Below are 26,092 nucleotides of genomic sequence, written 5' to 3' on the forward strand. Positions count from 1 at the left end.
TGAAGACCGCACCTTGGAGCCGCTTTGACAAAATGCTAGGCGAGATGTTGCTTGAGCCATTCGATCATAACTTCGAAGACCTTCACTCGGTTTCGATCCATGTGTCCCGCATGTCCGTTTCCAGGAATAATTTCGAGCCGTTTAGGACAGGTCAGTGCGTTGTGGAGAGCATGTGCTGTGCTGACTGGATCCAGTTGATCGTCTTCACCCCAAATGACCAACGTTGGGGCCTTGATCTGGGGAACACGTCGAATCGTATCGACGAAAAAGGATTGGGTGGCACCGGGCAGGGGAAAGTTTTGGAAAGCGCGGATTTTGCCGGGGTCCACCTGAAGACGTGCGTTCACTTCAGGATCAGAAGCCAGTTCAACATCGTCTAGCATCTTGGCGATGGAGATACGCAGATCAGATCCAGTCAGCGCCTTTTTGATGTGCCCAATCAAGATCAGTAGGCCCATCGTGACGGTGAGCGACCAAGGCAAAGTGTTCATCACCGTGGCATCCATCGCAATCAAGGCCTTGAGCCGCGGATCGGTCAAAGCTGCTTCCAGAATAGCAGTTCCGCCCGATGAGATGCCAAAGGCACCGACCCGTCCAATATCAACATCCGGGCGGGTTTGAAGGTAATCTAAGGCTGCTTTGAGGTCAGCCTCCCACTCATCCATGCGCACATGGTAAGCTATTCCCCCGCTGGCGCCATGGCCATGCATATCCATAAGCAAGCAAGCGATACCATGCTTAGACAAATAGGCTGCCATCTCCAGATAGTTCTCTTTGCAGTCACCGGCACCGTGGGAAACAATTAACACGGGCGCTACTCCGGGCTGTGTTGCTGGCACGAAATAGGTATTAAGATCCACGCCTAGTGACTTAAAAGTCACCGATTGCTTGGTTGGGACATCCACTTTGGGACTCGCAAAGGCGGTTGTGGGAGATGATCCGCTCATTTTTTTTATACGCAGTAACAAACACCATAATTAATTTTCATCAAAGACAGAATTCTTGCAGAATGCCATTTTTTGAAATTTCGAAGATTATAAACCCCTTCATTCTCAAAGGATTACAATCGATTATGAATTTAGTCTTAAGTGAAAATGAGTATTCCAATAGCCAAGGCTGCAATGGATGCCGCGACAACGGCCGCTGCAGAGACATCCTTAGCTCGGCGGATCATCTCGTCGGGTTCACGAGTGATGCGGTCACAGACTGTTTCAACCGCTGTATTGAGTAACTCGGCTGCCCAGACGAGACCGATGGCCAATGCCAGCACGCACCATTCCCAATTTTCCAAGGGGTGGAGCCAGCCGAGCGACAAGGCTAAGCAAGTCGCTAGCAAATGAATCTTCAGATTTCGCTGCGTGCGGAGTGCCCAGACAAGACCTGAGATAGCGGCTTGAAAGGCCCGCAAAACGTGGGAAATCCAGGTCCAGACCATAGTGCTGGTTAAGAAGCTGAGCCTGCAACTGGCTCAGCATTGGGGCTGGCCTCAGCAGGAGCGGATTGATTGATCAGTTGCCGCAGTTCTTTGACCCACTTGGGGGCATCGGCATGGCTGGGATTCTCTTTGATCAGCTTGAGCATATCCGCCATGGCGTTGATGGCTGAAGGTCCCTTTTCATAAAGGAATTTGGCACGCTGCCACCGTAAAGTGGGCAACTCATTGCGGGTCCAGAGTTCGAATTCTGGAGCAAACATGTGCTCTTTACGGAAGGTGCCTTCAGCATTGATTCGGGCATCCCAGAGTGCAGGGAGGTCTTCCTTGTTATCTGCCAGAGCAGTCGGCAAGATCGTTTGCATATACATGCCGCCGATATTTGTCGGGCTGTTACTCCAGTTTTTGGGAGCGATATATGGAGCCAGACTGAAGGCTGAAACGATGGCATTGCGCTCAGACGTCGCGCCACTGAGGTAACCGTACGTCTTTCCTTTGAGTTTTGGGGCGGCAGCCAGAAGGGTTTGGATGTATTCTTGCAGTTTAGGAACCAGTTTTTTCAGTTCATCTTCTTTGGCTTCATTGGCTTCCAGAGTCAGCACCAAATACTGCAGGCCTAAGCGGACGCCATATCCGAAATCTCCTTCTTCATCATTGCCGCCGCCACCCTTGCCTCGGCGCTCCATACTTTTTTCGACCATTTCCTGACGTTTGCGAGCTTCGGATTTGTCAGCCTCACGACGTTCGCTGTTCACGATTGCATCGCATTCCAGGTAGAGCTTCATGGCGGCTTGATCGCTAGCCATGGCTTCCCTCAGCTTCGTCATGACAGAGGCCAGCGTGTTGCCCCGCATCTGGGAGATCTGAGTTTCCAGCTCCTTCAGTTGATTCAGCACGGAAGTGACCTGCGCTTCGGTCAATGTCGGCTTGGCCTCGGCTGGGGCGGCAGGTGTTTGAGCGTGGCTTAGATGGATAAGCGAGGAAGCCAGAAGCAGAGAAGGGAGGAGAAGCGACTTCATGAGAGGCGACGAGGTTGGAGCAAAACGAAGGGTTGCGGCAAGAACCATCTTAAGGATGGATGATTTATATCCGATGGCTCCAACAACGAACGAGACGACAAGTTTCCTTGGTTAAAAAAAGCAGTTCGACGAATTCGCGGGATTCTGGCCTTGCGAAAGTCGAAAAATCTAGGCACTACAATAACCATGAAATGGAGCCAGCCTCTGCGATTTGTGCCGGTCTATCAAACCCGTGTCTGGGGCGGAAGAAATTTGGAAAGCCAATTCGGCAGACAGCTTCCCGATAGCACTCAGCCCTATGGTGAGTCCTGGGAAATGAGTGATCGACCCGAAGCTCTCAGTTTGGTTAGGGAAGGGGAGGCCCATGGAATGTCCCTGCATGACCTGTGGATAAATCACCGGCAAGCCGTCTTCGGCCGAGGCTTACTGGATCACCCCGCAGAACGGTATCCGCTGCTGATCAAAATTTTGGACGCCTGTGACGATCTTTCGATCCAAGTGCATCCGCCGGCTGAGGTCGCAGAGGAGTTGAAAGGTGAGCCCAAGACGGAAATGTGGTACATCATTCAGGCCCAACCTTCAGCGAGGCTCTATGCAGGATTACGTGCTGGCGTGAGTCGTGAAGACTTTCAACAGGCGCTTCATGATGGCACGACGGCTGATCTGATGCATTACATCGAGCCTCAAGGCGGCGATTGCCTGTTTTTGCCAAGTGGACGAGTTCATGCCATCGGGGCGGGGCTTGTAATTTTCGAGATCCAACAAAACAGTGACACGACGTATCGGGTTTTTGACTGGAACCGCACCGGCTTGGATGGAAAACCGCGAGCGCTTCACATTGAAGAATCTCTGAAGAGCATCGATTTCGATGATCATGAGCCCGGTCTGCAAGACCCCTCCCTGGATGGCACGCTGGTTTCTTGCGAGTATTTTAAAGTCCGTCACCAAGACGGAGGGAACGGTTTCTCGCTTGGAGAAGAGGGGGAAAACCTGACGGTTGCGGTCATTCGGGGAAGTTTAGTCGTGAATAATTGCACGCTTGCAGCCGGAGACTTTGCAGTGATTCCGGCAGCCATGACCGCTACAGAACGCACCATTTTTCAGGCTTCGGCCGACAGTCAATGGCTCGAGATCTCGATTCCGGTGCCATAAATGAATCTGAGAAGTCAAACAAACGCCCTTTCGGGCAACTTGACGTTCGATTTAGACTCTCTTACTATCACGCTCCGATGAGAGAACTTGCCTTACCCCGACTGTCCGCGTGTGCCCTTGCGGCAGCTTCGTTGTGCCTTCTGCCTGTCAGTTCTTCCCACGCCTTCTTGGGCTTGTTTGAAAAGAAGGATAAGCAGGCTCCCTCTGGCGACGAGCGGCAGGCACAAGAAGCTGAGGCCACCGCCATGCTGATGAGTGCCCGCGAGGCCCAGAATGCAGGTAAAACGGGCCGCGCTCAGGGAGAATACAACGCTATCGTGAAGCGTTTCCCATTCACAGTGGCAGCTTCAGAAGCGGCTTACGCCAGCGCTTTGATCACGCGTGCGAACAGCGATGTCACCACCGCATTCGATGCCTTCCAGAAGTTCATCGATGACTATCGCTCTAGCGCACGATTCAATGATGCACTTCAACAGCAATATGAACTGGCGGAAGAAGCTCGTGGCGGTCGTAAGCAGCGGGCTCTGCTCATCCTTCCAGTGAAAATGGGGGGTGAAGATGTGATCAAGCTGTATCAGCAGATCATTAAAAATGCCCCGTTTGGCAAGTTGGCCCCTTTGAGTCAGTTCAGCATCGCTGAAGTGTATCAGGACCTTGGGGAGAAAGACCGCTCAGTGCTGGCTTATCAGGCTGTTGTTGATAACTATCCCAATACGAAACAGGCCAGTGAAGCGCAGTTCCGTATCGGCTCCATCAGCAATGTGGCAGCCAGCCGCAGTGAAGATAAGTCAAACTTGGTGGCCACCCGTGACGCTCTGACCACCTACATGACGACCAACCCCAAAGGCGAGCGTGCGAGTGAAGCGGAAATGATCCTGCAGCAGGTCAATGCTGCAGAAGCCAGCCAGTCTTTGAATGTGGGCAAGTTCTACCAGCGAATTGGGAAGACCAAAGCCGCCGCGATCTATTTTAATGAAGCTTTGAAATACGGCTCTCCAGAAGCCTCCAACGAAGCTCGTGAGCGGTTGGCTGAACTGGCGGCTATCGATCCGGAAGCTGTTGCTGATGCCAAAAAAGGTCAGCCTGATCAAGATTATACCGTTCCTGGAGCTCGAAATCTCAAGAGCCGTGATGATTATGTCGGGCCGCTTTCCCCCGAATTGACCCGCCTCGGCCAGAAGCCCAAGATGCGTGCTGGCGATGATAATTTCCTGCCAATTCCTATTCAGGAGCCTACTCTGCCGATGGTCCCAGGTGCAACGCCTGCCGGTGGCAGCCTTCTGCCTCCCGTGCCGGAAGAGAAGCCTGCTCTGTTGAGTGTTCCTCCAGGCATTCCTCAGCAGCCTGCACCTGCGGGTGATCTACCGGTTCCTCCGAAACCGACGACTCCTGCGCCTTGATTCATCTCATCACCAGCTTGAACGTTCTCGCTTTCTCCCGGATGAAAACCTCTCTCTTTGCCTGTGCTCTCGGGCTGATCCTCACTCTGACTGGTTGTGCTGGCTACCAATTGGGCGGACAAAAGCCTGCTCATCTATCCAAGATAACCAAACTGGCGGTCCCAACGTTTGAGAACCGGACGTTGGAGCCACGTTTGAATTCCCTGGTGACGAACGCCATTATTAAACAACTCCAAAATAGCGGCGGTTATGAAATTGTCTCCATCGACAATGCCGAAGCTGTGATGGAAGGACAGGTCGTTAATGTGGATCGTTCCCAGTTCCGTTCGGATCGCCGTAACGTCCTACGCACCTCCCAATTGCTTCTGAAACTCCGTGCCGACTATACGATTAAAGAAACGGGCAGCAATACCGTGATTCATCGAGGTCGCGCATCTGCCGATTCTTACACCATTCTCGACAGTAATATCCAGAACTCTGAGGCTCAGGCTCTCGAAGATGCCGCTCAGCGGATGGCTTTGAACGTCGCCGCAGACCTTACTGAAGGCTGGTGATGGCTTTTGAAGAGACAGCCTCGGCACCCGAGGATGCTATTAAATCACTGGCTTCTGAAGCTGCGTCAGAGCCTCAACCTGAGGTTGATGAGGCGTCCTTGGAGGAACTTCCAAGTTCGCTTCAGTCAGCTCTTTATCTGGTGGGCACCCCTATCGGTAACCTTGCGGATATTACTCTGCGGGCCCTGCATATTTTAAAAAACGTCAGTGCCATTGCCTGTGAGGATACTCGTCACTCAGGCCGTTTGCTATCCCACCATGGTATACGGTCGAAGTTGATCAGCCTAAATGAGCACAATGAAGCGCGGCGTATTCCCGAATTGATCGGGCTTTTGCAGCGTGGAGGGAGCGTGGCTTTAATCTCGGATGCGGGTATGCCCACGGTCTCAGACCCTGGACAGCGTCTTGTGCAAAGTGTGGTCGCTGCGGGCCTACGTGTGGAAGGTATTCCGGGTCCCAGTGCGGTTTTGACAGCCCTTGCGGCTTCGGGCTTACCCACAACGCCCTTCTATTTCGGTGGATTCTTGCCTCACAAAAAAGGCCAGCGAAATACGGAGATCGCGGCTGCCCTCCAACGGGAATGCACCAGTGTCTATTTCGAGAGCCCATACCGGCTTGTCGATACGCTGGAGATGTTGGCCAATCAGGCGGCAGAGCACCGGGTCGTGGTGGCACGCGAGTTGACAAAGAAGTTTGAGGAATTCCAGCGCGGTCCGGCCCGGAACGTGCTTTCTCATTACCAAGCCAAGCCGCCTAAGGGGGAAATCACGCTCGTCATTGCACCACGTGAGCTCCCCAAATGGGTGACGTGGTGACCCAACCGCTCTCCATGACGAATGCCGACATCCGAATGACGAAGGAAAGACGAAACGAACTTACCGACCTCATTTCGAGTGCGGAAGGTCCTTTCTCTCCTCGCTTATTCCATTTTGGAATCTTCATGTAAGGCCCGCCCTCTTTTTCAGCCCCTACTACCCATGATACCCGCTCCCTGTGACCTCGGCAACTCCACGGAAAGCCTCAAAAACTCCATCATCAATCACGTCCGCTTTACGCTGGGCGCTTATGTGGAGTCTGCTAGCCAGAACGACTGGTGGGTGGCGACCTGCTTAGCCATCCGCGACCGGGTGATGGATCATGCCACCAAGTCTCGCACCATTCACCGCCAGTCAGGGGTGCGTCGTGTGCACTACCTCTCTTTGGAATATCTCATGGGGCGTTTGTTGGAAAACAATCTGCGCAATTCCGGCCTCTATGATGTGACCAAACAAGCGCTTTCAGAGATGGGCAAAGATCTCGACGAGTTGCTCGAGAGCGAGCCTGACATGGGCCTCGGTAATGGCGGCCTCGGTCGTCTGGCCGCCTGCTTTATGGACAGCCTGAGCACCGTGAACCTTCCTGCCATCGGTTACGGTATCCATTACGAGTTCGGCCTTTTCCGACAGGAGTTTATCAATGGTCGTCAAGTTGAGCATCCCGATGCCTGGATGCGTGATGGTAGCCCCTGGAAGATTGCCCGTCCGAGCTATCGCCAGAGCATTCAGCTTTACGGTCGAGTCGTTCAGAAGTTCGATGACTACGGTCGTCCTCATTATGAATGGGTGGAGACGAAGCAGCTGCTTGGTTTGCCGTGGGATATCCCGATTGTCGGTTATGATAGCCACACGGTGAATGTTTTGCGTCTGTGGCAGGCTCAGGCGGATGAAGACTTCAATTTCCAGGTTTTCAATGAGGGCAGTTATGTGGAGGCTCTACGTGACAAAGCCATCGCTGAAACGGTTTCCAAGGTCTTGTATCCGAACGATTCGACCGAAAACGGCAAGGAGTTGCGGTTGGTTCAGCAATATTTCTTCGTCGCTTGCTCGCTGGCGGATATCGTTCGTCGTTTTAAAGTTGGTTATACTCTCCCCTGGAGTGAGTTTCCCTCCAAGGCGGCTATTCAGCTCAATGACACGCACCCTGCGGTGGCCATTCCTGAACTGATGCGCATCTTGGTTGATCTCGAAGGGCTGGAATGGGAAGAAGCGTGGGACATCTGCCAAAAGACCTTCTCCTACACCAATCATACTCTCCTGCCAGAAGCGTTGGAGATGTGGTCAGTCTCGCTGTTCGAGCGCGTTCTGCCGCGTCATCTCCAGATCATTTACGAGATCAATCAGCGCTTCTTGGAGCAAGATGTGGAAGGGAAGTGGCCTGGAGACAATGAGAAGAAGCGCAGTCTATCTCTCATCGAAGAGCGCGGTGGGCGGTATGTCCGGATGGCCAATCTTTCCGTGCTGGGCAGCCATGCTACCAATGGGGTGGCCGCACTGCATACTCGTCTGCTCTGTGAGCGCTTGTTTGCTGATTTTTATGCCCTTTATCCCGATCGTTTCCTCAACCTCACCAATGGCATTACATTCCGCCGTTGGCTGGATGTGTGTAACCCGGAACTCTCCGCGCTGATTACCGAGGCTATCGGCAAGGACTGGAAAAAGGATGCCGCATTGCTGCGTAATCTGGACCCTTATGCTGACGATCCAGCTTTCCGTGCTCGGTATGCTCAGATTAAACGCGGGCATAAAGCAAAGTTAGCGGAAGTGATTCAGGCTGAGTGTGGGGTCACCGTTAGCCCTGATGCCCTCTTTGATGTGCAGATCAAGCGTTTGCATGAATACAAGCGCCAGCACTTAAACCTGCTGAATATCGTCACCATGTATCGCGAGATTCTGGATAATCCGGATGCGGATTTCCATCCTCGTGTCTTCATCTTTGGTGCTAAGGCTGCCCCCGGTTATTTCTTGGCCAAAAACATCATTCACGCCATCAATGCCGTGGCGGCAAAGGTCAATAACGACCCACGCGTGGGCGATAAGCTCAAGGTGGTTTTCCTTCCAAACTATCGTGTGAGTTTGGCTGAGAAGATCATTCCTGCGGCGGATCTTTCCGAGCAGATCTCGACAGCTGGTAAGGAGGCTTCGGGGACGGGTAACATGAAGCTGGCCTTGAACGGTTCTTTGACCATCGGGACACTGGATGGTGCCAATGTGGAAATTGAGGAAGAAGTGGGCTCAGAAAACATCTTCATCTTCGGTCTTACCGTCGAGGAAGTGACCGCCTTGAAAGCCAAGGGTTACAACCCATGGGACTACTACTGGGCCAACAAAAAGCTTCGTGACACCATCGACTGGATCAGCAGCGATTATTTCACGGGCAACGCTGAGGAATTCCTGCCTCTTCGTCGCAGCTTGCTGGACCACGGTGATCCATATCTCTGCTTGGCCGATTACCAGCCTTACGTGGACGCCCAGGCCAAGGTGGATGCCGCTTACAAAGACAAGGATCACTGGATGAAGATGGCCATTCTGAATACAGCGCGGGTGGGTAAATTCAGCAGTGATCGCACCATTCTCGAATACGCCGAGAAGGTTTGGCATCTCCCTCAAGTCGTCGTTAACGACTAAACAGCCGAGGTGGCATTCGTTGATGGCTGTCTCTGGAAATGAGATGGCCATCGGCAAAAAAAGAGCACTTCCCAAATAGGAAGTGCTCTTTTTGATTCGACTTAAAGCATCCTTTACTTGGCCAGCTTCACCAAGAGATCCTTGCTCTCCAGGCTGTCGCCAATCTTCACGAAGACCTCTTGAACGGTGCCTGCCGATGGGGCTGAGATGGCTGCGAACATCTTCATGGCTTCAAGAGTCACGAGAGTTTCACCTTCTTTTACCTTCTGACCGACAGTCACTGCGATGCTGGCCACCATGCCGGGCATCGGGGCACCGACTTGCAGAGCGTCCGCAGGATCCGCTTTCGGACGAGTCACCGCATTTTTGGCCAAGGCTTTATTGGTGACCGTGGTATGACGTGGGTAACCGTTCAATTCGAAGATGGCCGTCTGTTGACCGTTGGCATCTGCTTCGGTCATGTTCAGAAGACGCACGAAGAGAGTTTTGCCTTCTTCAATATGGACGTTGATTTCCTCATCTTGAAGCAGCCCATAGTAGTAGGCTGGAGTTGGCAGCACGGAGACGTCCCCATAGACCTTGCGGAAATCCGCAAACTTGAGGAAGACATCGGGATACATCAGGTAGCTCCAGACATCGTCCTCGGTCGGCTTCTTCTTGAATTTCAGTTCCAATTCTTGGCGCACTTCATCCAGCTTGATCTTGGCCGCATGGGTACCTGGGCGGCCTTTGATACGCTTGCCAGTTTTGCCCACGATGGCATCGGCCAAAGCATTCCACTTCTTCCGGCTGTCGGCCGCTTTGGCGGACTCCATGCCATAGAAGGGTTCCCCCAACCAGCCTTCAAACATGCTGGTGACGTCCTTACTCCACTTCGTTCCGGTGAGTTGGAAGACATCGCTAGGTTTGACGCCGCGCGCCACACATTCAATGGCGAGATCACCGACAACTTTGGACGAAGGAGTGACTTTAACGATGTCTCCGCAGAGTTGATTGACCTCTGCATACGCATGGGCAATCTCAGGCCAGCGTGGTCCCAGTCCCATGCCAATGGCCTGTTCTTTGAGGTTAGTGTACTGGCCACCGGGCATCTCGTGAAGATAGACTTCAGCCGTGCCGTAAGGCTCACTGGTATCAAAAGGTTTATAGAAGGAACGGACGGCTGCCCAGTAGTCGCTAAACTCTTGAAGAGCATCCGAATCCAAACCAGTATCTCTCGGCGTGTGTTGGAGAGCCGCGACGATGGAGTTAAGGTTGGGCTGGCTGGTGCCACCTGAAAGTGAAGCGATGGCAGCATCCGCGATGTCCACACCCGCGCCTGCGGCCTCGATGATGCTCGCGGCATTGAGGCCGCTTGTATCGTGGGTGTGGAAGTGGATCGGGATGCCCACTTCATCTTTGAGCGCCTTGACCAATTTTTTGGCGGCATAGGGGCGCACGAGACCAGCCATGTCTTTGATGCAAAGCATGTGGGCCCCCATTTTTTCCAATTCCTTGGCCAGGCGGACGTAATACTTCAGATCGTACTTGTCGCGTTTCGGATCAAGAATGTCTCCGGTATAACAAAGAGTGCCTTCACAGATGGAGTTGGTGTCTTCTCTCACGGCCTGCATCGCAGCCGTGAGGTTGGGAAGATAGTTCAGACTGTCGAAGATGCGGAAGATATCCATGCCGTTTTCGGCGGCATGCTTGATGAAGCCCTTCACCACATTATCTGGATAATTGGTGTAACCCACCGCGTTGCTGCCGCGGAAAAGCATTTGCAGCAGAATGTTGGGCACCTTCTCGCGGATGTTGCGCAGGCGTTCCCACGGATCTTCACGCAGGAAGCGCATACTCACGTCAAAGGTGGCACCACCCCACATTTCCAGAGAGAAAAGATCTGGGGTGCGGCGCGCCACGGCATCAGCAATGCCGAGCATGTCATAGGTGCGCATGCGTGTCGCCAGCAGTGACTGATGAGCATCACGCATTGTCGTGTCTGTGATGAGCAAGCGCTTCTGTTTCGCCACCCAGTCTTTGCAGAACTTTTCAGGTCCCATTTGGGTGAGCAATTGCTTGGTGCCATTGGGTGGGGTGATGCGATGATCCCACTTTGGCACAGGAGCGGCAGGGAAGGTCTTTGCGGGTTTATGGCCTTTGGCGAAGGGATTGCCGTTAACTATGGTGTCGGCCAGATAGTTTAACAGCTTCGATGCCCGGTCTTTACGCGGCGTGAACTTGAGAAGGTCAGGGTTGTTGTCGATGAAACGTGTCGTCGCCTGTCCGGTGCGGAAGTCTTCGTGATGCACCACGTTCATCAGGAACGGGATGTTCGTCTTTACTCCGCGGATACGGAACTCACGCAGCCCTCGATCCATACGATCCAGTGCCTGCTGATAAGTGCGGCCATAGACGGTCATCTTGACCAGCATGGAGTCGTAATAGGGGGTGATGACCGCGTTGGTGGCACCCAAAGCGCCGTCCAAGCGCACACCGAAGCCCCCGGGGCTACGGTAGTTGAGAATCTTGCCAAAATCTGGCGTGAAGCTGTTTTCGGGATCTTCCGTGGTGATACGGCACTGAATGGCGAATCCAGTCTTTTCGATCTTATCTTGGGCAGGCAGACCCAGCGGCTCTTCATCAAGGCGGTAACCTTGTGCGATCAGAATCTGGCTGCGCACGATGTCGATGCTGGTGATCTCCTCGGTCACCGTGTGCTCCACCTGGATGCGGGGATTCATCTCGATGAAGTACCACTCACCACTTTCGTGATCGACGAGGAACTCCACCGTTCCTGCGTGCGTGTAGTTCACGGCTTCTGCCAGTTTTACGGCGGCATCGCACAGACCGTCGATGATCTCCTGCTTGACGCCATAACTGGGCGCTTGCTCAATCACTTTCTGGTGGCGGCGTTGCACCGAGCAATCGCGCTCATGGAGGTGCAGCACATTGCCATGTTTATCGGCCAAGATTTGCACTTCGATATGCTTGGCCTTGCCCACAAATTTTTCCAGGAAGACAGCTCCATTGCCGAAGGCGCGCAACGCTTCGGTTTGTGCTTCATCCAGAAGTTTTTCCAGATCTTTAGCCTCACGAACGACACGCATGCCGCGTCCACCGCCTCCAAAAGCTGCTTTGATGATGAGGGGAAAGCCGATTTTTTTGGCGACTGCCAAGGCTTCTTTACGGTCACTGACCGGCTCATCGGTGCCTTCTAAGATCGGCACGTTCAGCTTACGCGCAATGTTTCGAGCGGCGGTCTTGTCACCCATCATGTCCAGAATCTTCGACTCCGGCCCGATGAAGATGATGCCTGCATTTGCGCAGGCTTGAGCAAACTGGGGGTTCTCACTGAGGAATCCATAACCGGGGTGGATGGCATCCACGCCTTTCTCCTTGGCCAATGTGACGATACCTTCAATGTCCAGATAGGCCCCCAGAGGTCCTTTGTCCTTGTTCAATTCATAGGCCTCGTCCGCTTTGAAGCGATGCGGGCAGAAGCGGTCTTCCTGGGCATAGATGCCTACGGTTTTCAATCCCAGTTCCGTGGCTGCACGCATGACGCGGATGGCAATCTCAGAGCGATTGGCCACCATCAACTTTTTGATGGGACGAATGCTTGATGCGGGAGGCTCGGCTTTACTGGGCTTGGCTGCGGCTTTTTTGGGCATGGCTGTGGGGTTGGGAAAAACAAATAAGACAGGGGATTTTCAATGTCCGGTCCTGTTTTGCAAGACTGCTGAAACGAATGACTCGATGAAAATGCGCCTAGAGTCGTTCGATTTGATCCAAAACTTTCCGATTTTACCAATCCATGGCTAAAGAATCCTAGATTCAGATCATGCGGCCTGAAATGGAGAACTCATTTGGGGTGAATCATCCGCATGTGAATCGGTGACAAGAGCATTGGAAAGCACGCGTAGAATAAGGTCATCATCTGACTTTCCATCATGCCTTCAGTTCTCGCTATTTTTGCCCATCCGGACGATATTGAATTTGTTGCTGCCGGGACCATGCTGCTCCTTCAAGAGCGCGGCTGGGATCTCCATTATATCAATCTTTGCACGGGCAACGGAGGCTCCGTTCAGATGGATGGCCCCACCACAGTGCGGACACGGCTTGCTGAAGGCCAAGAAGCTGCCCGGATTTTAGGGGCTGCATTTTACCCGCCGATCGCCGATGACCTGGAATTGACCTACAGCGTGCCGCTTCTGCGTAAAGTGGCGGCCGTGGTGCGTGAGGCGAAGCCGAGCATCGTGCTCACGCATTCACCTTCCGACTACATGGAAGATCATCAAAATGCGCAACGGCTTGCTTGTACAGCTGCTTTTGCTCATCCTATCCAGAACTTTGTCACAGATCCTCCTCGTGAGTCCTTCCTCCATGATGTCACTGTGTATCATGCGATGCCTCATGGCCTCTGCGATCCACTCCGCAAGCGCATCCATGCTGGAGCTTACGTGAACACAAGCCGTGTGCATGCTAAAAAGCGTGAGGCTCTAGCCGCCCATGTCAGTCAAAAGCACTGGCTGGATGTGACGCAAGGAATGGACTCCTATCTGGTCAGCATGGATGAAGCCTCTCGCAAGGTCGGAGCCTTATCTGGGTGCTTTGAATACGCTGAAGGATGGCGCCGACATTTACATCTTGGCTTCAGTGCCAGTGCCATTGATCCGCTGGCGGAAGCACTTGGTGACGACTGTTTCATCAATGAAGATTACGAGAAGTGGCTGACAGAATAGTCTCCCGCGTCGGGGACTATAGGGTTTTAGACCCTCTCATGCCGTGAACTCAATTGAGTGTCGCCATTTTGAAATGTGATGGATCCACGCTTCGTTGAGTCCTAACAGCATTCCGACTGATATGAGCACTCATCTATGCCGCCGAGAGTTTGCTTGGCAGACTTCGTTAGGACTCTGTGGCGTGATGGCCGAGAGGCTTCTCGGTGCGGAGGGCGCTGAGCCTCTGAAGCCTGACCCAGCAGCGAAACGTCTCGTTGAACTCGGTCTCAATGGATTGGCCCGAGCACATCAAATGAGCTATTTCGCTGATGGGCATCGGGCTGCGGCCCTAGTTGCAGCGCACCTGATGTGCGAGGAAAATCAATTGCCCGATGCCGCGCGGGCTCGAATTGAGCAGTTGTTCGATCTCAACTGGGCACACAGTCCTTTGTGCGCCGCTTTTCCAGAGGAGGCGGCGGACCCGTCGCTGGTTAACAAAATTGGGGAGACGCTTATGGATGCCCATGGCTCACTCCGCGAGGTGGGGCACAACGCCATCTTTGCGATGCATGCCATGCGCGGTTTCCGTCTGCTACCTGAACTAGCCACACCACGTCGAATTGATGGCGTGTGCAGATTGATTCGAGCCATCAAGCCTTGGCGTGATGACGTTCAGCCGGATGAAAGCATCAACCTGCCGCCGTTTGCAGATCTCGCTGCAACGTCAGCTTTTGTGCTGAATGAGGCGGGCCGTGCGATGGATCGTTGGCAAGGATATGGTCAGGGATTTTCCGGTCACATGCTCACCTTTGGCCAAGCGTTGGTAGAACTCGCCGAAATGGGAGATATCGAATGCGCGGAAAGCTGCCGCGAAGCCTTCCTGAAATACGTGACGATCACGCGCCAAGGACCGGGGCCGACTGACAAACCTCGTCAAGATCATAAGCCAAGCCAAGTGCGGCCCAACAGCACCGAATACTGGAGAGAGCGCGGTGACAAGCAGGTGGATATTGGCCATGCCTTCAAGTACCCATACAGTTATTACAATCTGCTTCGTCGAGTGAATGACGATACCCTTGAGCAAGAGCTCGAAGCCAAAGCCTGGCGGGTTTTCTGAATAACCTTTCAACATCCGCGAGGCATGAACAGTGATGCCGTCTTGTGAGGCACGATAAGAAATCGTAAACGCAATCTTTTTAGAGGCTTCCCAAGGAGAATGCCGTGGACAGTGCCTTCTCCTGATTAGAGAGCTGCTCATGTCCCCAACAACTCTCCGACCGATGAGAAAACGACTTTTTACAAGCGGCGTGAGGGTTTCTCGACAGGGTGATGAGCCATGACTCCTGCTGAAGCTTATCTCGATCTCTCCGTCTCTTTGCTCGAACGTGTGCGGGGGCAACTGCCTGCGATCCGCCAAGCGGCGGATTGGTTTGCAGAGACGATCCTGGCCGGGCAGATGGTACATGTGTTTGGCTCCGGTCACAGCCGGATTCTGGTGGAGGAGATGTGGCCACGTTATGGGTCATTTCCTGGGTTCAATCCCATCGTCGAACTGAGCCTGACGTTTCATAATCTGGTGGTGGGAGCCAATGGCCAACGGCAGGCGATGTTTCTGGAAAACGTCAGCGGTTTGGCGTCGCGAATTCTGCGCAATTTTGACCTGAAAGCGGGGGACAGTGCGCTGGTGGTGTCATCGAGCGGATGCAATGTGGTGCCTGTGGAGATGGCAGAGGAGTTTCAGCGTCGTGGTGTGCGGGTGGTGGCGCTGATTTCCGAGTTGCATGCGGATGCCAGCACGACTCGGCATCCAGGAGGGAAGAAGCTGCAGGACTGTGCGGACCTGGTGCTGGATACAGGCGCCCCCGTGGGGGATGCCATGGTGAAGATCGAGGGGTTGGAAACGCCCGTGGCACCGGGGAGCACCGTAGGCGGCTGCTTGGTAGTGAACGCCATCAAGGCTGAGGTGGCGCAGCGTCTCACGGCTGCGGGGCAACCGCCGAAGGTGTTGACGGCAGGCGTACTGGTAGGGCCGGAGCGAGCGACGGCTTTGTTCGAAGCCGCCTACGATGAGCATGCACGACGGATCGCGCCGTATTATCAGGGCTTGGGGGCTGCAATGCCGAAGGCCTAACGACACCCTCCCTCGCCCCGTTGGGGAAAGGGCCGGGGTGAGGGAAAGCGCGAAACGACTGTATCCGTTATTTCGCCAGATCCGTTTGCGAACGCCCCTCACTCGGACGAGTGCCGAAGATCACCAAGAACCCAGCGATGGCTAAGGCAGCACCGACGCCATTGAGGGCGGCCTGGAGGGAGTAATGCGTCTTGAGCCAGCCGATCATCTCGGGGCTGAGGTAACCGGCGAGGTTACCCACCGAGTTAATCCAAGCGATGCCTGCGGCGGCGGCGGTGCCGGAGAGGATGGAGGTGGGCAGAGCCCAGAAGCAGGAGATGGTGCTCATGACGCCGGTGATGGCGACGGCCAGGATGGCGAGCACGAGATAGGGATGCAGACCGGGAATGCCACTGGCGGCAAAGGCGGCTGCGGCGGTGAAGGCCGAAAGCCCAATGTGCCAGCGACGCTCGCCGGTGCGGTCACTGTGACGACCCACGATGACCATGCCGATGGCGGCACAGGCCCAGGGGATGGCGGAATAAAGACCGACCTGCCAATCCACCTGCGTGAGTTTATCTTTGATGATCTGCGGCAGCCAAAAGGAGGTGCCATACAGGCCGACGATGGCGCCGAAGTAGATGGCGCAGCATAACCAGACCTTGCGTGAGAGGAAGGCATCACGCACCCGATGAGCGCGATGACCTTCCGCAGCTTTGGCTTGCTCATCCTGGGCCATTTGTCCCTCCAAGAAGGCTTTTTCAGCCTCGGTGAGCCAGCGGGCTTGGGCAGGACGATCGGCGAGAAGGAAGGGGACGGCGGCACCCAGTAAGACGGTGGGGATGGCTTCCAAAATGAAGAGCCATTGCCAAGCCGCTAAGCCATGCCAGCCTTCGGAGATGGATAAGAGCCAACCCGAGAGTGGACCACCGATGACACCCGAGACGGCGATGGCGGTCATGAACAGCGCAACGATACGGGCGCGGTGATGGCGCGGATACCAGTAGGTCAAATAAAGGATGATGCCCGGGAAGAAGCCTGCCTCGGCCACCCCTAACAAAAAGCGCAGGGTGTAAAAGGAGGTGGCGCTCGAGCTCACGGCCATCAGGGCAGACATGATGCCCCAGCCGATCATGATGCGGGCGATCCAGAGCCGGGCACCGACTTTGTGCAGAATGATGTTACCCGGCACTTCAAAGAAGAAATACCCGAGGAAGAAAATGCCTGCGCCCGTGGCAAAGACAGCATCGCTAAACCAAGGCTCGGCTTGCAGAGACAACTTGGCAAAGCCGACATTCACACGGTCAATGTAGGCCAGGATGTAGCAGATGAAGAGCAGGGGAATGAGGCGCCAAGTCACCTTGCGATAGACGGCGGCTTCATGGGGTGAGGTGGAAGCAGGCATGGAAAACAGCCCCGTATAAGCGTCCGCAAGAGGGTGTTTCCTTCACTGGTTCTCAAAAAGGACCGGCACTTTCTTCTGGTGGAGACCGGTGGCGGTGGGCAAGAAGCTATAGGTAGAGGTCAAGCATCGGCATCCCTTTACGCTTTGCCCCGCCTGCGATTTGTGATTTATGGCTGCGTTACCCAACCCTATGACATCTTCCCCACCGACAGCGTCCACTGCTGGCACGGTGAGCCGCACGGCGTGGCTCATTGTCGGCCTCTTGTTCCCTGTAGCTCTGTTGAACTACCTGGATCGCCAGATGATCGCTTCCATGAAGGTCTCGGTGATGGGAGATCTGAAGGATATCGGCAGTGAAGAGAATTGGGGCCACATGCTGGCTTCGTTCAAGTGGGTGTATGCCATCTTCAGCCCCATCGGAGGTTACATCGCGGATCGTTTCAGCCGTAAGCTAACCATCTGTGGCAGTTTGTTTATTTGGTCGCTGATCACCTATCTCACAGGTCATGTGACTTCCTTTGAGCACTTGTATTGGGCCCGCACGGCGATGGGCATCAGCGAGGCCTTTTACATTCCGGCAGCGCTTGCTTTGATTGCAGACTTCCACACCGGCGGCACCCGGTCACGAGCTGTGGGCATCCATCAGGTGGGGATCTACTGCGGAGTGATGGTCGGTGGCTTTGCAGGGTATGCTGCGGATTGGGAACACATGGGCTGGCGCGGTGCCTTTGATCTCACGGGCTTGATCGGTATCCTCTATGCGATTCCGCTCCTGTTCTTGCTCAAGGATGCTCCAAGAGCTTTACCTGCTCATTCGGCAGAGATCGATCAGAAGCCTTCCGCCTTGGCAACGTTGCGTGAGCTTCTAACCAACGTGTCCTTCCTCCTCTTGGTGCTTTATTTCACCTTACCCGCCATTGCTGGTTGGGTCGTGCGCGATTGGGGTCCAGCCATCCTCCAGCAGGAGTTCAACATCAGCCAAGGGAAGGCCGGGGTTTCTGCCGCGCTGTATTGGCAATTCGCAGCCTTGGTGTCGGCGATCTTTGGCGGCTGGCTCGCCGATCGTTGGATGCGGCACAATCCGCGTGGCCGCATTTATACCAGTGCCCTCGGCATGTTCTTATTCATCCCGGCCTTGTTCGGGGTGGGGAATGCTCCAGCGCTGGGCTCCTTCTCGCTCGCCATTGCGGCGCTCATTCTATTTGGCATTGGCTGGGGATTCTTTGATTGCAATAACATGCCCATCCTGTCGCAGATCACTCGTCCCGAAGTGCGGGCCACTGGCTATGGGGTGATGAACTTCGTCAGCATGATGTTCGGGGGAGCTGCCGATTGGGGCTTCGGTTACATGCGTGATCATGGCATCCCGCTGAATGTCATCTTCGGAGCCTTTGCCAGCCTATGTGTTGTCTCGGTCGTCCTTGTGCTGATGATCCGGCCGCGCGAAGTGAGGTAGAGTCGTTCGGTCTGAGGGCGGTTTTATAAAATCGCCTGTTGGGCATTTTCGGGTTGCCTCAATTCCCATCTGGGGCAATGACCAAAGCCGCATGTCTGTTTTCTCCGCCCAGTCTGTAACCTCCTGCGTCACAACGATGCAGGTCACTCCCCCCTAGTGGGCAGGATGGATCGGGCCCTGGGCTCAATCGAGATCCATGTTTACGGCCACTGAGCTGCTCGTGATTCACGCGCAGTCGGTCCGTCTGAGTTTTCAAACACCCGCATCAGGTTCACGGGCCTGATGACGGCTTTTTACCTTCCGTGTCACTCATTACCTCCCTCACCGCCTCAGTGTTCTCTACGCAAAATCTCTCCAAAGAATGGTTCTCAAACATCCGCGCGGATTTGCTCGCGGGTCTTGTCGTCGCTCTAGCCCTCATCCCTGAAGCCATCGCGTTCTCTAGCATCGCGGGTGTGGATCCCCAGGTTGGCCTCTATGCCTCGGTCTGCATCGCTGTCGTTTCGGCAATTTTCGGTGGCCGTCCCGGCATGATCTCCGCCGCCACCGGGGCCATGGCCTTACTCATGGTCACGCTGGTGAAGCAGCATGGCCTGCAATACCTGCTCGTCGCCACCCTGCTCACTGGGGTGATCCAGATCATCGCAGGCTGGGCACGGATCGGTGATGTCATGCGGTTCGTGTCCAAATCGGTGATGACAGGCTTCGTCAATGCCCTGGCGATCCTCATCTTCATGGCTCAGCTCCCCGAGTTTCATGGCGCTGGCCTAACGATGTATGCGATGGTGGCCGGTTCGCTGGCGATCATTTATCTGCTGCCGCGTCTGACCAAGGTGGTGCCCTCTCCCCTGGTGGCCATCATCGTCATGACGATTGTGGCGATCTATTTTCAGCTCGATGTGAGACGGGTCGGGGATTTGGGCGCTTTGCCGGAGTCTCTGCCGGTGTTTTTGTGGCCGCAGGTGTCCTGGACGCTGGAGACGCTGTGGATCGTGCTGCCTTACTCCGTCGGCTTGGCATCGGTGGGTCTGCTGGAGTCCCTCATGACGGCGCAGATCGTGGATGAGATGACCGATACACCCAGCAATAAAAACCGGGAGTGCACCGGGCAGGGATTGGCTAACATCGTGGCTGGACTCTTCGGCGGGATGGCCGGGTGTGCCATGATCGGTCAGTCTGTCATCAATGTGAAGTCAGGCGGTCGTGGTCGTCTCTCCACCTTTGTTGCGGGCGTGTTTCTCATGATCCTGCTGGTCTTGCTCGGTCCTTGGGTGCGTCAGATCCCCATGCCCGCGTTGGTCGCCGTGATGATCATGGTCTCCATTGGCACCTTTTCGTGGGCTTCGTTTAAGAACATGCGACTGCATCCGCGCAGCTCCAGCCTGGTCATGATTGCTACCGTCTCAGTGGTGGTGTGGACGCACAACTTGGCGCTCGGTGTCGGCGTCGGTGTCTTGCTCAGTGCCCTGTTCTTTGCCCGTAAGGTCGCCCGTTTCCTGCGGGTTACCTCATCCTTGGAGGCCGAGTCCGCCACACGCACGTATCAGGTCATTGGTCAGCTTTTCTTTGCGTCCGCCGGAGCCTTCACGCGGGAGTTTGACTTCAAAGAACCGCTGAAAAAGGTGATCATTGACGTCAGTCATGCTCACTTCTGGGACCTCACGGCGGTGTCAGCGCTGGATCAGGTAGTCCTCAAATTCCGCCGGGAAGGGGCTGAAGTGCAGGTGCTCGGCCTGAACGAAGCCAGCGCGACTTTGGTGGATCGTCTTGGCATCCATGACAAGGTGGATGCCGATGTGGATGTGCTCACGCACTGATGGAGTCAGCTCGTCGGGCCTAAACAAAAAATCAGCCCTAGAAACCTAGGGCTGATGGAAGCTTAAAACGTCAGAGTGGCCGGGCTGAATCAATGCCCGCCTTTGAGCAGGACAAACCCCACGATCACCAGGATCGGCAGCAGCACGGGGATGGAGAACTGCCACATGTAGCGCAGGAAGTCAGGCGTATGGACCTTGGCTTTATCGGCGATGGCTTTGACCATGAAGTTCGGGCCATTGCCGATGTAGCTGCCAGCTCCGAAGAACACCGCGCCGAGGGAAATCGCCATGAGCAGGTGCGGATGGGAACCCGCAAAGGCCAAGACATCCGTTGGACTCTCCACCGAGAGATGCTCCGTGCCCATGGCAGCGGCCAGGAAGCTCAGGTAGGTCGGCGCATTGTCCAGGAAGGCGGAGAGAGCACCTGTGGCAAAGTAATAGCCGAGAGGAGAGCTGATTTTCACCGCTTCACCGCTCTGCAGGATCTGCAGGGCAGGGATCATGGTGAGGAAGATACCGATGAAGAGGAAACCCACTTCCTTCACCGGACCGAAGTTGAAGTCATTGGCTTCATGCAGTTCGGGTTTGGTGGTGAAGTAGGAGGCCACGGCCGCACTGATCATGACAATGGCTGGCACGCTGAGCACCCCACCGATGACGGTTTCCTGCACGCTCTTGGGCAGGAACACGGCGCCCAGCACCACGCCCAGGAAGGCGAGATTCATCAAGCCACGAATAAAAAAGTGCTCCTCAGCCGTTTCTTTCTCACGCACGGCCTTGGGAGCCTTGCGGAAGTTGATGTTATCAATGGCAAAGAACACGGCAAGGAGCAGCGCCACAGCCATGGCCCAGCCATTCCAGCAATGCTCCAGCACCCAGCCGAAGGGAACGCCGCGCAGGAAGCCCAGGAACAGCGGTGGGTCACCGATGGGGGTCAGGCAGCCACCGACATTACTGACAATGAAGATGAAAAACACCACGTGAAAGCCGGTGATGCGATACTTGTTCATCTTGATCCAGGGGCGGATCATCAGCATCGAGGCACCGGTCGTGCCGATGAAGTTGGCCAAGACGGCCCCGATGGCCAGGAAGATGGTGTTTCTCAGCGGCGTAGCCTCACCCTTCACACGGATATTGATGCCGCCCGAGATGACGAACAACGACCCCACCAGGGCCATGAAACTCACATACTCGTGGCCCGCATGCAGCAGCGGATGCCAATCCCCCTGCACGGTCAGGTAGTAGATGGCGGTGACCAGACCAAGCCCGACCGCCACTTTTGGATAATGGTGTTCCCAAAAATGCGCGGCAAAGAGTGGCATCAGGGCAATGCACAGCAGGAGCAGGGCAAAGGGAGCGACAGTCCAATAGGGAGGGAGAGAGGCGTGGGCGTGAGCCTGGGCCTCAGCGGCGGCAGCGGCAAGGAGTGGGAGCATCGGGCGGGATATGTCGTGAGTTCGCCCGATTTGGCAAGTTTTCTGTCGAAGACTTTGCACAAGAAGGGCAGGACTTGCCCGGCCAACGCACAGACCATGCCAGTGCCGAAGAATCAGATGACAAATGACAGATCGGATGTCCCAATAGGCTACGCATGAATGCCCCCGCCAGCGCCGTCCCTCTCGTCGCCTCCGATCTCCACCGCACTTATACACTGGGGGGACACCAACTGCCTGTGCTCCAGGGGGTGGCTCTGGAAGTGAAGGCGGGGGAAAAAGTCTTCCTGTGTGGCCAGTCTGGAGCCGGGAAGACGACCCTCCTCTATGTCTTAGGCGGATTGGAAAAACCCACCTCGGGAGATGTACAGATCCACGGACAATCCCTCTACCATGGCTCCTCCAAGGTGCGGGCCAAGATGCGCAACCAGACCATGGGTTTCGTTTTCCAGCATTACTTCCTCCTGCCAGAACTCACGGCCCTGGAAAACGTCCTCCTTCCCTCGATGATTGGCGGACGCAAGGCGGAGGGGCGTGCGCGGGAACTGCTCGAAAAAGTCGGTCTCACGGCTCGTATCGATCACCTTCCGACGGAGCTCTCCGGCGGTGAGCAGCAGCGCGTCGCCATTGCCCGCGCGCTCATCAATGATCCCGGCATCCTTTATGCCGATGAGCCGACGGGAAACCTCGACGCCAGCACGGGCACAGGCGTGATGGACATGCTCCTGCAGGTGGTGGATGAATCCAAAAAGACCCTCGTCGTCGTCACGCACGACCAACAGATGGCCAAGCGTGGCGACCGCCGATTGATCCTGAAGCAGGGCAAGCTGGAGGAAGGCTAAGCCGATGAACCGTCTGCGCGGCTGCTTCGGTCTTCTGCTGAAGATCGCCCTGCTGATCCTTTTGCTCCTGCTCCCTGTTGGCGGAGCCGCGTGGTGGTTTTTCCATCCCGCGCACACCGAGTCCGAGCAGATCGTTTACACCCAGCGGCATGGTCACGATCTAACCTTGCGGGTCATTCGCCCAGAGATGGCCAAGGGCATCGGCGTACTCATGATCGTGAGCGGCGCATGGAAGTCCGGCCCGCAGAAGTTTGAGTCCTGGATGGCCGCTTCGTTCCTACGTCAGGGCATGACGGTGATCGCTGTCTCGCATTTATCCCAGCCCGAGGCCACCATTCAGGAGATCGTTCAGGACGTGCAGCGCTCCGTTCGCTTCGTCCGCCTGCATGCCCAGGACTACGGCATTGATCCCAAACGCCTCGGTGTGGTCGGGGGCAGCTCCGGCGGTCATCTCAGTCTCATGCTGGCCACCCGAGGCGGCGCTGGCGAGCCAGGCGCGGCCGATGCCGTCCTGCGGGAAGACGGTTCCGTTCAGGCCGCTGCCGTTTTCTACCCCGTGACCGATCTTATCAATCTGGGTTCCTCCACCGAAAACCTCCACGATGGCGGCCCTCCCAAAAGCTTCCGCAAATCTTTCGGCCCCGAGGCAGCGGATTTGGCCCAGTGGAAAGTCATCGGTCAGGAGCTCTCCCCCATTTTCCACATCAGCTCCGCCTTACCGCCCATTTACATCATCCATGGCAGTGCGGATACCCTGGTGCCTCTGGAACAATCCGAACGCTTCCAGAAACGCGCGGCTGAACTCGGCCATCACGTCATCCTTGATGTGCGTTCCGGCAAGAAACACGGCTGGCCCACCATGATGTGGGATGCCCACCTCATGGCCCAGTGGATGGTGCAGCAGTTGCAGGCGTCACCGGCCCCCGCTGCACCGTGAATGCACACGCCATCGCCCTCTCACAACCCGCCACAGGGAAGAGATGAGTTCATTGAGTTTGTTGATGACCGCCTGCATTTGGGCCTGATTGTAGGTCGTGCTGGCGGTGTTGAGGTTAGAGAGGAGTTCGGACGCTCTCGTCCGCTGTTTCCTGATAGGGACATCGCCCGTGTCCCGCGACTGCGGGATGCGTCTCGTCCGTAGCTTCGGGTTTGAGGGGAGGGCTCTCGGTCCACCCAAGAGCCGCCGATTTCTATCCTATCAAAAGACAGCGCAGGCCAGGGGACTGGAGCGCGAGTATGGCGGAGCCTACTCGCCTGACTTTCCCAGGACGGGGGAGTCCTTGAAAGATGATGTGGTCTAGACGGTCGCAGGGGCCTTGGCCGTGTGGAATCTCAAGAGGGACAAATGGCGAGTAGCCTCATGCCCTTGGGTAGGGACATCGCCCTTGTCCCGCGACTGCGGGATGCGTCTGGTCCGTGACTTCGTGGGGAAGGCAGTGCGGAGCCAAAGCGGCGTTGAAGACCGAACAACATCCATCGTCGTCTTACCACCTCCGCCTGCGGGGAATGCAGCGGGTTCCTCCCAACCCCGAATCTCCAAGGACCATCCATGGGGGCAGAGAAGACGAGGTTTCCCTTAACCCGCCACGCGTTCCACTTCCAGACTCCAGGGACTACGACCTTCGGTACCACCCACCGCCGCGACGCGGAAGGCATAACGCGTGCCCACCTCCAGACCCTCCAGCTTGGCATTGCTGCCGCCAACCTTGATCAGCACCCAGTCGAGCAACCATCCCGCAGCACCACACTCTTCTCCAGCAGATAACTGCGCGCCCCTATAATGCCTTTGATAAGAAATGCGCAAATGGTAAATATATAAATGTCTTACCTTATAGCGTGTAAAGAAAGATCGTTCCCGATTATTCAGTTAAGAAAAAATGCGCTGACGCCTTTCTGTTCACCGAGTCCTGCCCTCCGCATTCCCATCAGGCAAAAAGCCCTGCATCTTGCTTGTCACTGCCTGTGTTCATCGCTTAGATCAGGACTCATCTCGCATCAAAACATCTCAGACGATCTCCTCTTCGGCGCAGCGCCCTCATGAGCATCACTGCTTCTAACTTAAATCCTACTATCGAAGCAGGCCTCATCAAGTGTGTCGTCGGCCTCGGTCCGAACATCTTCTACAACTCGCCCATGGAAGCCTGCGTCGTCGTCTGCCGCTCGCAGAAGCCCAGGGCCCAGCGCGGCAAAATCCTCTTTATCAACGCGGTGAACGAAGTCGCCCGCGAACGCACCCAGAGCTTCCTCACCGACGAGCACCTCCAGCGCGTCGTCCGCGCTTATCAGGACTTCAAAGACGAGCCCGGCTTCACCCGCGCTGTGCCCATTGAGGAAATCCGGGCGAAGGAGGGCAATCTGAGCATCCCGCTTTACGTCGGAGGGGAAACACATGTGCAGACGGATGGAGCGGGAGAATCCGCCACCGCCGCGCTGCCAGATGTGATCAGCGCTTGGATAGAGAGCGCGGTTACAGCCAGACGAGCTCTAAATAACCTGGGTCCTCGCGTATGATCGTTATTCCTCAACTGACCCCGCAGCCAGCAGCAATACCTGCTGAGGACTTCCGATGTGACGTCCTGCTCTTCGTCGCGACTACGTCCGAAAAGGAAAAACTGAAAGAGGCAGCGAAGAACCTCGGGCTCTCGTTCCGCAGGTTGAAGGGAGCATATTTCCGGTACTATGACTTGGGACCGGTTGGCTCGTATCCGCGTGTTCTTGCCGTTCAAACGGAAATGGGGACGTTTTCACGCGGCGGTTCCGCTGCTCGAGCACTGATGGCAGTGGCCGAAACCAGAGCGACCGCGATGATCTCTGTTGGAATGGCTTTTGGGGTTGATAGAAGGCGACAACAACACGGCGACGTACTCGTTTCTAGATCTCTTCTGACCTATGATAATCGAAAGGTCTCTTCTGGATTCTGGTCAAGCCAGATAGACTACTCTGAGGCGAAGCCATTTCCGGCAAAAGAATCACTTCTCCGCTTATTTGGCATCTTGGCAGAGCGCGATGAGTGGAAGTCGCGAGTGAAATTCGGCCCGATATTGACCGGCGGCGCCAAAATACATTGCGCGAAGTATAGAGATCATCTTGTGAAACATCTTTCCCAAGATGCCGACCCTGTGATCGGCGGGGAAATGGAAGGTGCTGGTTTTTTGGCAGCAAGCGACCCTGCCGAACCAGCTTGGATCGTAGTGAAGGGAATCTCCGATTTTGCGGACAAGAAGCGTGATCGCGAGGTTCAACTATGGAGAAACTATGCCTGTGAGAACGCGGCGAAATTTGTCCTCACCGCACTGCGGGATTTTGAACCAGAATCCGAGTGCTAA

Annotated in this window: 21 protein-coding genes; 14 read left to right on the forward strand and 7 right to left on the reverse strand. The window is 55.4% G+C overall.

All coding sequences use genetic code 11. The features are described 5' to 3' along the window. Window positions 1–35 precede the first annotated feature (35 nt). The 3 genes from B5D61_RS08190 to B5D61_RS08200 form a co-directional block, all read right to left on the reverse strand. Window positions 36–860, reverse strand: a complete 825-nt coding sequence (locus B5D61_RS08190) for an alpha/beta hydrolase (protein ID WP_176159295.1) — start codon at window positions 858–860, stop codon at window positions 36–38. A gap of 224 nt (window positions 861–1,084) precedes the next feature. After that, window positions 1,085–1,435: a diacylglycerol kinase family protein gene (locus tag B5D61_RS08195; RefSeq protein WP_078812846.1), complete on the reverse strand. Its 351-nt coding sequence runs from the start codon at window positions 1,433–1,435 to the stop codon at window positions 1,085–1,087. 8 nt (window positions 1,436–1,443) lie between these two features. Next, window positions 1,444–2,451, reverse strand: a complete 1,008-nt coding sequence (locus B5D61_RS08200; RefSeq protein ID WP_078812847.1) for a hypothetical protein — start codon at window positions 2,449–2,451, stop codon at window positions 1,444–1,446. Window positions 2,452–2,637: 186 nt separating this feature from the next. On the opposite strand from B5D61_RS08200, the gene B5D61_RS08205 reads away from it, so the two are divergent. The 5 genes from B5D61_RS08205 to B5D61_RS08225 all read left to right on the forward strand — a co-directional run bounded on the left by B5D61_RS08205 (window position 2,638) and on the right by B5D61_RS08225 (window position 9,000). After that, complete coding sequence (locus tag B5D61_RS08205; RefSeq protein ID WP_078812848.1) at window positions 2,638–3,603, forward strand: type I phosphomannose isomerase catalytic subunit; 966 nt, start codon at window positions 2,638–2,640, stop codon at window positions 3,601–3,603. Between the two features lie 77 nt (window positions 3,604–3,680). Further along, on the forward strand, window positions 3,681–5,003 hold the full coding sequence (locus tag B5D61_RS08210) for a tetratricopeptide repeat protein (RefSeq protein WP_176159296.1): 1,323 nt from the start codon (window positions 3,681–3,683) through the stop codon (window positions 5,001–5,003). A gap of 41 nt (window positions 5,004–5,044) precedes the next feature. Continuing rightward, complete coding sequence (lptE, locus tag B5D61_RS08215) at window positions 5,045–5,557, forward strand: LPS assembly lipoprotein LptE (RefSeq protein WP_139373137.1); 513 nt, start codon at window positions 5,045–5,047, stop codon at window positions 5,555–5,557. Beyond that, a complete protein-coding gene (gene rsmI, locus B5D61_RS08220) occupies window positions 5,557–6,372 on the forward strand; it encodes a 16S rRNA (cytidine(1402)-2'-O)-methyltransferase (protein WP_078812851.1) in 816 nt (271 codons plus the stop codon). The genes lptE and rsmI overlap by 1 nt, the downstream gene beginning before the upstream one ends. 162 nt (window positions 6,373–6,534) lie before the next feature. Beyond that, window positions 6,535–9,000 (forward strand): glycogen/starch/alpha-glucan phosphorylase, encoded by a 2,466-nt coding sequence (locus tag B5D61_RS08225; protein ID WP_078812852.1) that lies wholly within the window; start codon window positions 6,535–6,537, stop codon window positions 8,998–9,000. Between the two features lie 113 nt (window positions 9,001–9,113). Here B5D61_RS08225 and B5D61_RS08230 read toward each other — a convergent pair whose 3' ends face one another. Then, on the reverse strand, window positions 9,114–12,653 hold the full coding sequence (locus B5D61_RS08230; protein ID WP_176159297.1) for a pyruvate carboxylase: 3,540 nt from the start codon (window positions 12,651–12,653) through the stop codon (window positions 9,114–9,116). A gap of 279 nt (window positions 12,654–12,932) precedes the next feature. Here B5D61_RS08230 and B5D61_RS08235 point away from each other — a divergent pair, with 279 nt between their 5' ends. The 3 genes from B5D61_RS08235 to B5D61_RS08245 all read left to right on the forward strand — a co-directional run bounded on the left by B5D61_RS08235 (window position 12,933) and on the right by B5D61_RS08245 (window position 15,834). Further along, window positions 12,933–13,724 (forward strand): PIG-L deacetylase family protein, encoded by a 792-nt coding sequence (locus B5D61_RS08235; protein WP_078812853.1) that lies wholly within the window; start codon window positions 12,933–12,935, stop codon window positions 13,722–13,724. A gap of 121 nt (window positions 13,725–13,845) precedes the next feature. After that, a complete protein-coding gene (locus B5D61_RS08240) occupies window positions 13,846–14,820 on the forward strand; it encodes a hypothetical protein (RefSeq protein ID WP_078812854.1) in 975 nt (324 codons plus the stop codon). 219 nt (window positions 14,821–15,039) lie between these two features. Continuing rightward, window positions 15,040–15,834 carry a sugar isomerase domain-containing protein gene (locus B5D61_RS08245; protein WP_078812855.1) on the forward strand — a complete coding sequence of 265 codons (795 nt, stop codon included), beginning with the start codon at window positions 15,040–15,042 and terminating at the stop codon, window positions 15,832–15,834. A gap of 67 nt (window positions 15,835–15,901) precedes the next feature. Here B5D61_RS08245 and B5D61_RS08250 read toward each other — a convergent pair whose 3' ends face one another. Then, a complete protein-coding gene (locus B5D61_RS08250; protein WP_078812856.1) occupies window positions 15,902–17,218 on the reverse strand; it encodes an MFS transporter in 1,317 nt (438 codons plus the stop codon). A gap of 190 nt (window positions 17,219–17,408) precedes the next feature. Between B5D61_RS08250 and B5D61_RS08255 the strand changes: the two genes are divergently transcribed. Both B5D61_RS08255 and B5D61_RS08260 read left to right on the forward strand, forming a co-directional pair. Beyond that, entirely contained in the window at window positions 17,409–18,674 is a 1,266-nt protein-coding gene (locus B5D61_RS08255; protein WP_078812857.1) for an MFS transporter, read from the forward strand. Window positions 18,675–19,006: 332 nt separating this feature from the next. Continuing rightward, window positions 19,007–20,491 carry a SulP family inorganic anion transporter gene (locus B5D61_RS08260; RefSeq protein WP_078812949.1) on the forward strand — a complete coding sequence of 495 codons (1,485 nt, stop codon included), beginning with the start codon at window positions 19,007–19,009 and terminating at the stop codon, window positions 20,489–20,491. A gap of 89 nt (window positions 20,492–20,580) precedes the next feature. Here the strand turns inward: B5D61_RS08260 and B5D61_RS08265 are convergent, their stop codons facing one another. Then, complete coding sequence (locus B5D61_RS08265) at window positions 20,581–21,927, reverse strand: sodium:proton antiporter (RefSeq protein WP_078812858.1); 1,347 nt, start codon at window positions 21,925–21,927, stop codon at window positions 20,581–20,583. Window positions 21,928–22,082: 155 nt separating this feature from the next. Between B5D61_RS08265 and B5D61_RS08270 the strand changes: the two genes are divergently transcribed. Together B5D61_RS08270 and B5D61_RS08275 are read left to right on the forward strand one after the other, a co-directional pair. Next, a complete protein-coding gene (locus tag B5D61_RS08270) occupies window positions 22,083–22,766 on the forward strand; it encodes an ABC transporter ATP-binding protein (RefSeq protein ID WP_078812859.1) in 684 nt (227 codons plus the stop codon). 4 nt (window positions 22,767–22,770) lie between these two features. Further along, window positions 22,771–23,703 carry an alpha/beta hydrolase gene (locus B5D61_RS08275; protein ID WP_078812860.1) on the forward strand — a complete coding sequence of 311 codons (933 nt, stop codon included), beginning with the start codon at window positions 22,771–22,773 and terminating at the stop codon, window positions 23,701–23,703. 639 nt (window positions 23,704–24,342) lie between these two features. On the opposite strand, the gene B5D61_RS26200 is transcribed toward B5D61_RS08275, so the two are convergent. After that, the gene (locus tag B5D61_RS26200; protein ID WP_176159298.1) at window positions 24,343–24,570 is read right to left on the reverse strand and encodes a fibronectin type III domain-containing protein; all 228 of its coding nucleotides are present in this window, start codon (window positions 24,568–24,570) and stop codon (window positions 24,343–24,345) included. Window positions 24,571–24,803: 233 nt separating this feature from the next. Here B5D61_RS26200 and B5D61_RS08280 point away from each other — a divergent pair, with 233 nt between their 5' ends. Both B5D61_RS08280 and B5D61_RS08285 read left to right on the forward strand, forming a co-directional pair. Further along, on the forward strand, window positions 24,804–25,277 hold the full coding sequence (locus B5D61_RS08280) for an N-6 DNA methylase (RefSeq protein WP_078812861.1): 474 nt from the start codon (window positions 24,804–24,806) through the stop codon (window positions 25,275–25,277). Next, a complete protein-coding gene (locus tag B5D61_RS08285) occupies window positions 25,274–26,092 on the forward strand; it encodes a 5'-methylthioadenosine/S-adenosylhomocysteine nucleosidase family protein (protein ID WP_078812862.1) in 819 nt (272 codons plus the stop codon). Before B5D61_RS08280 ends, B5D61_RS08285 begins: the two co-directional genes overlap by 4 nt.

Source organism: Prosthecobacter debontii, from assembly GCF_900167535.1.
Taxonomy (GTDB): Bacteria; Verrucomicrobiota; Verrucomicrobiia; order Verrucomicrobiales; family Verrucomicrobiaceae; genus Prosthecobacter; species Prosthecobacter debontii.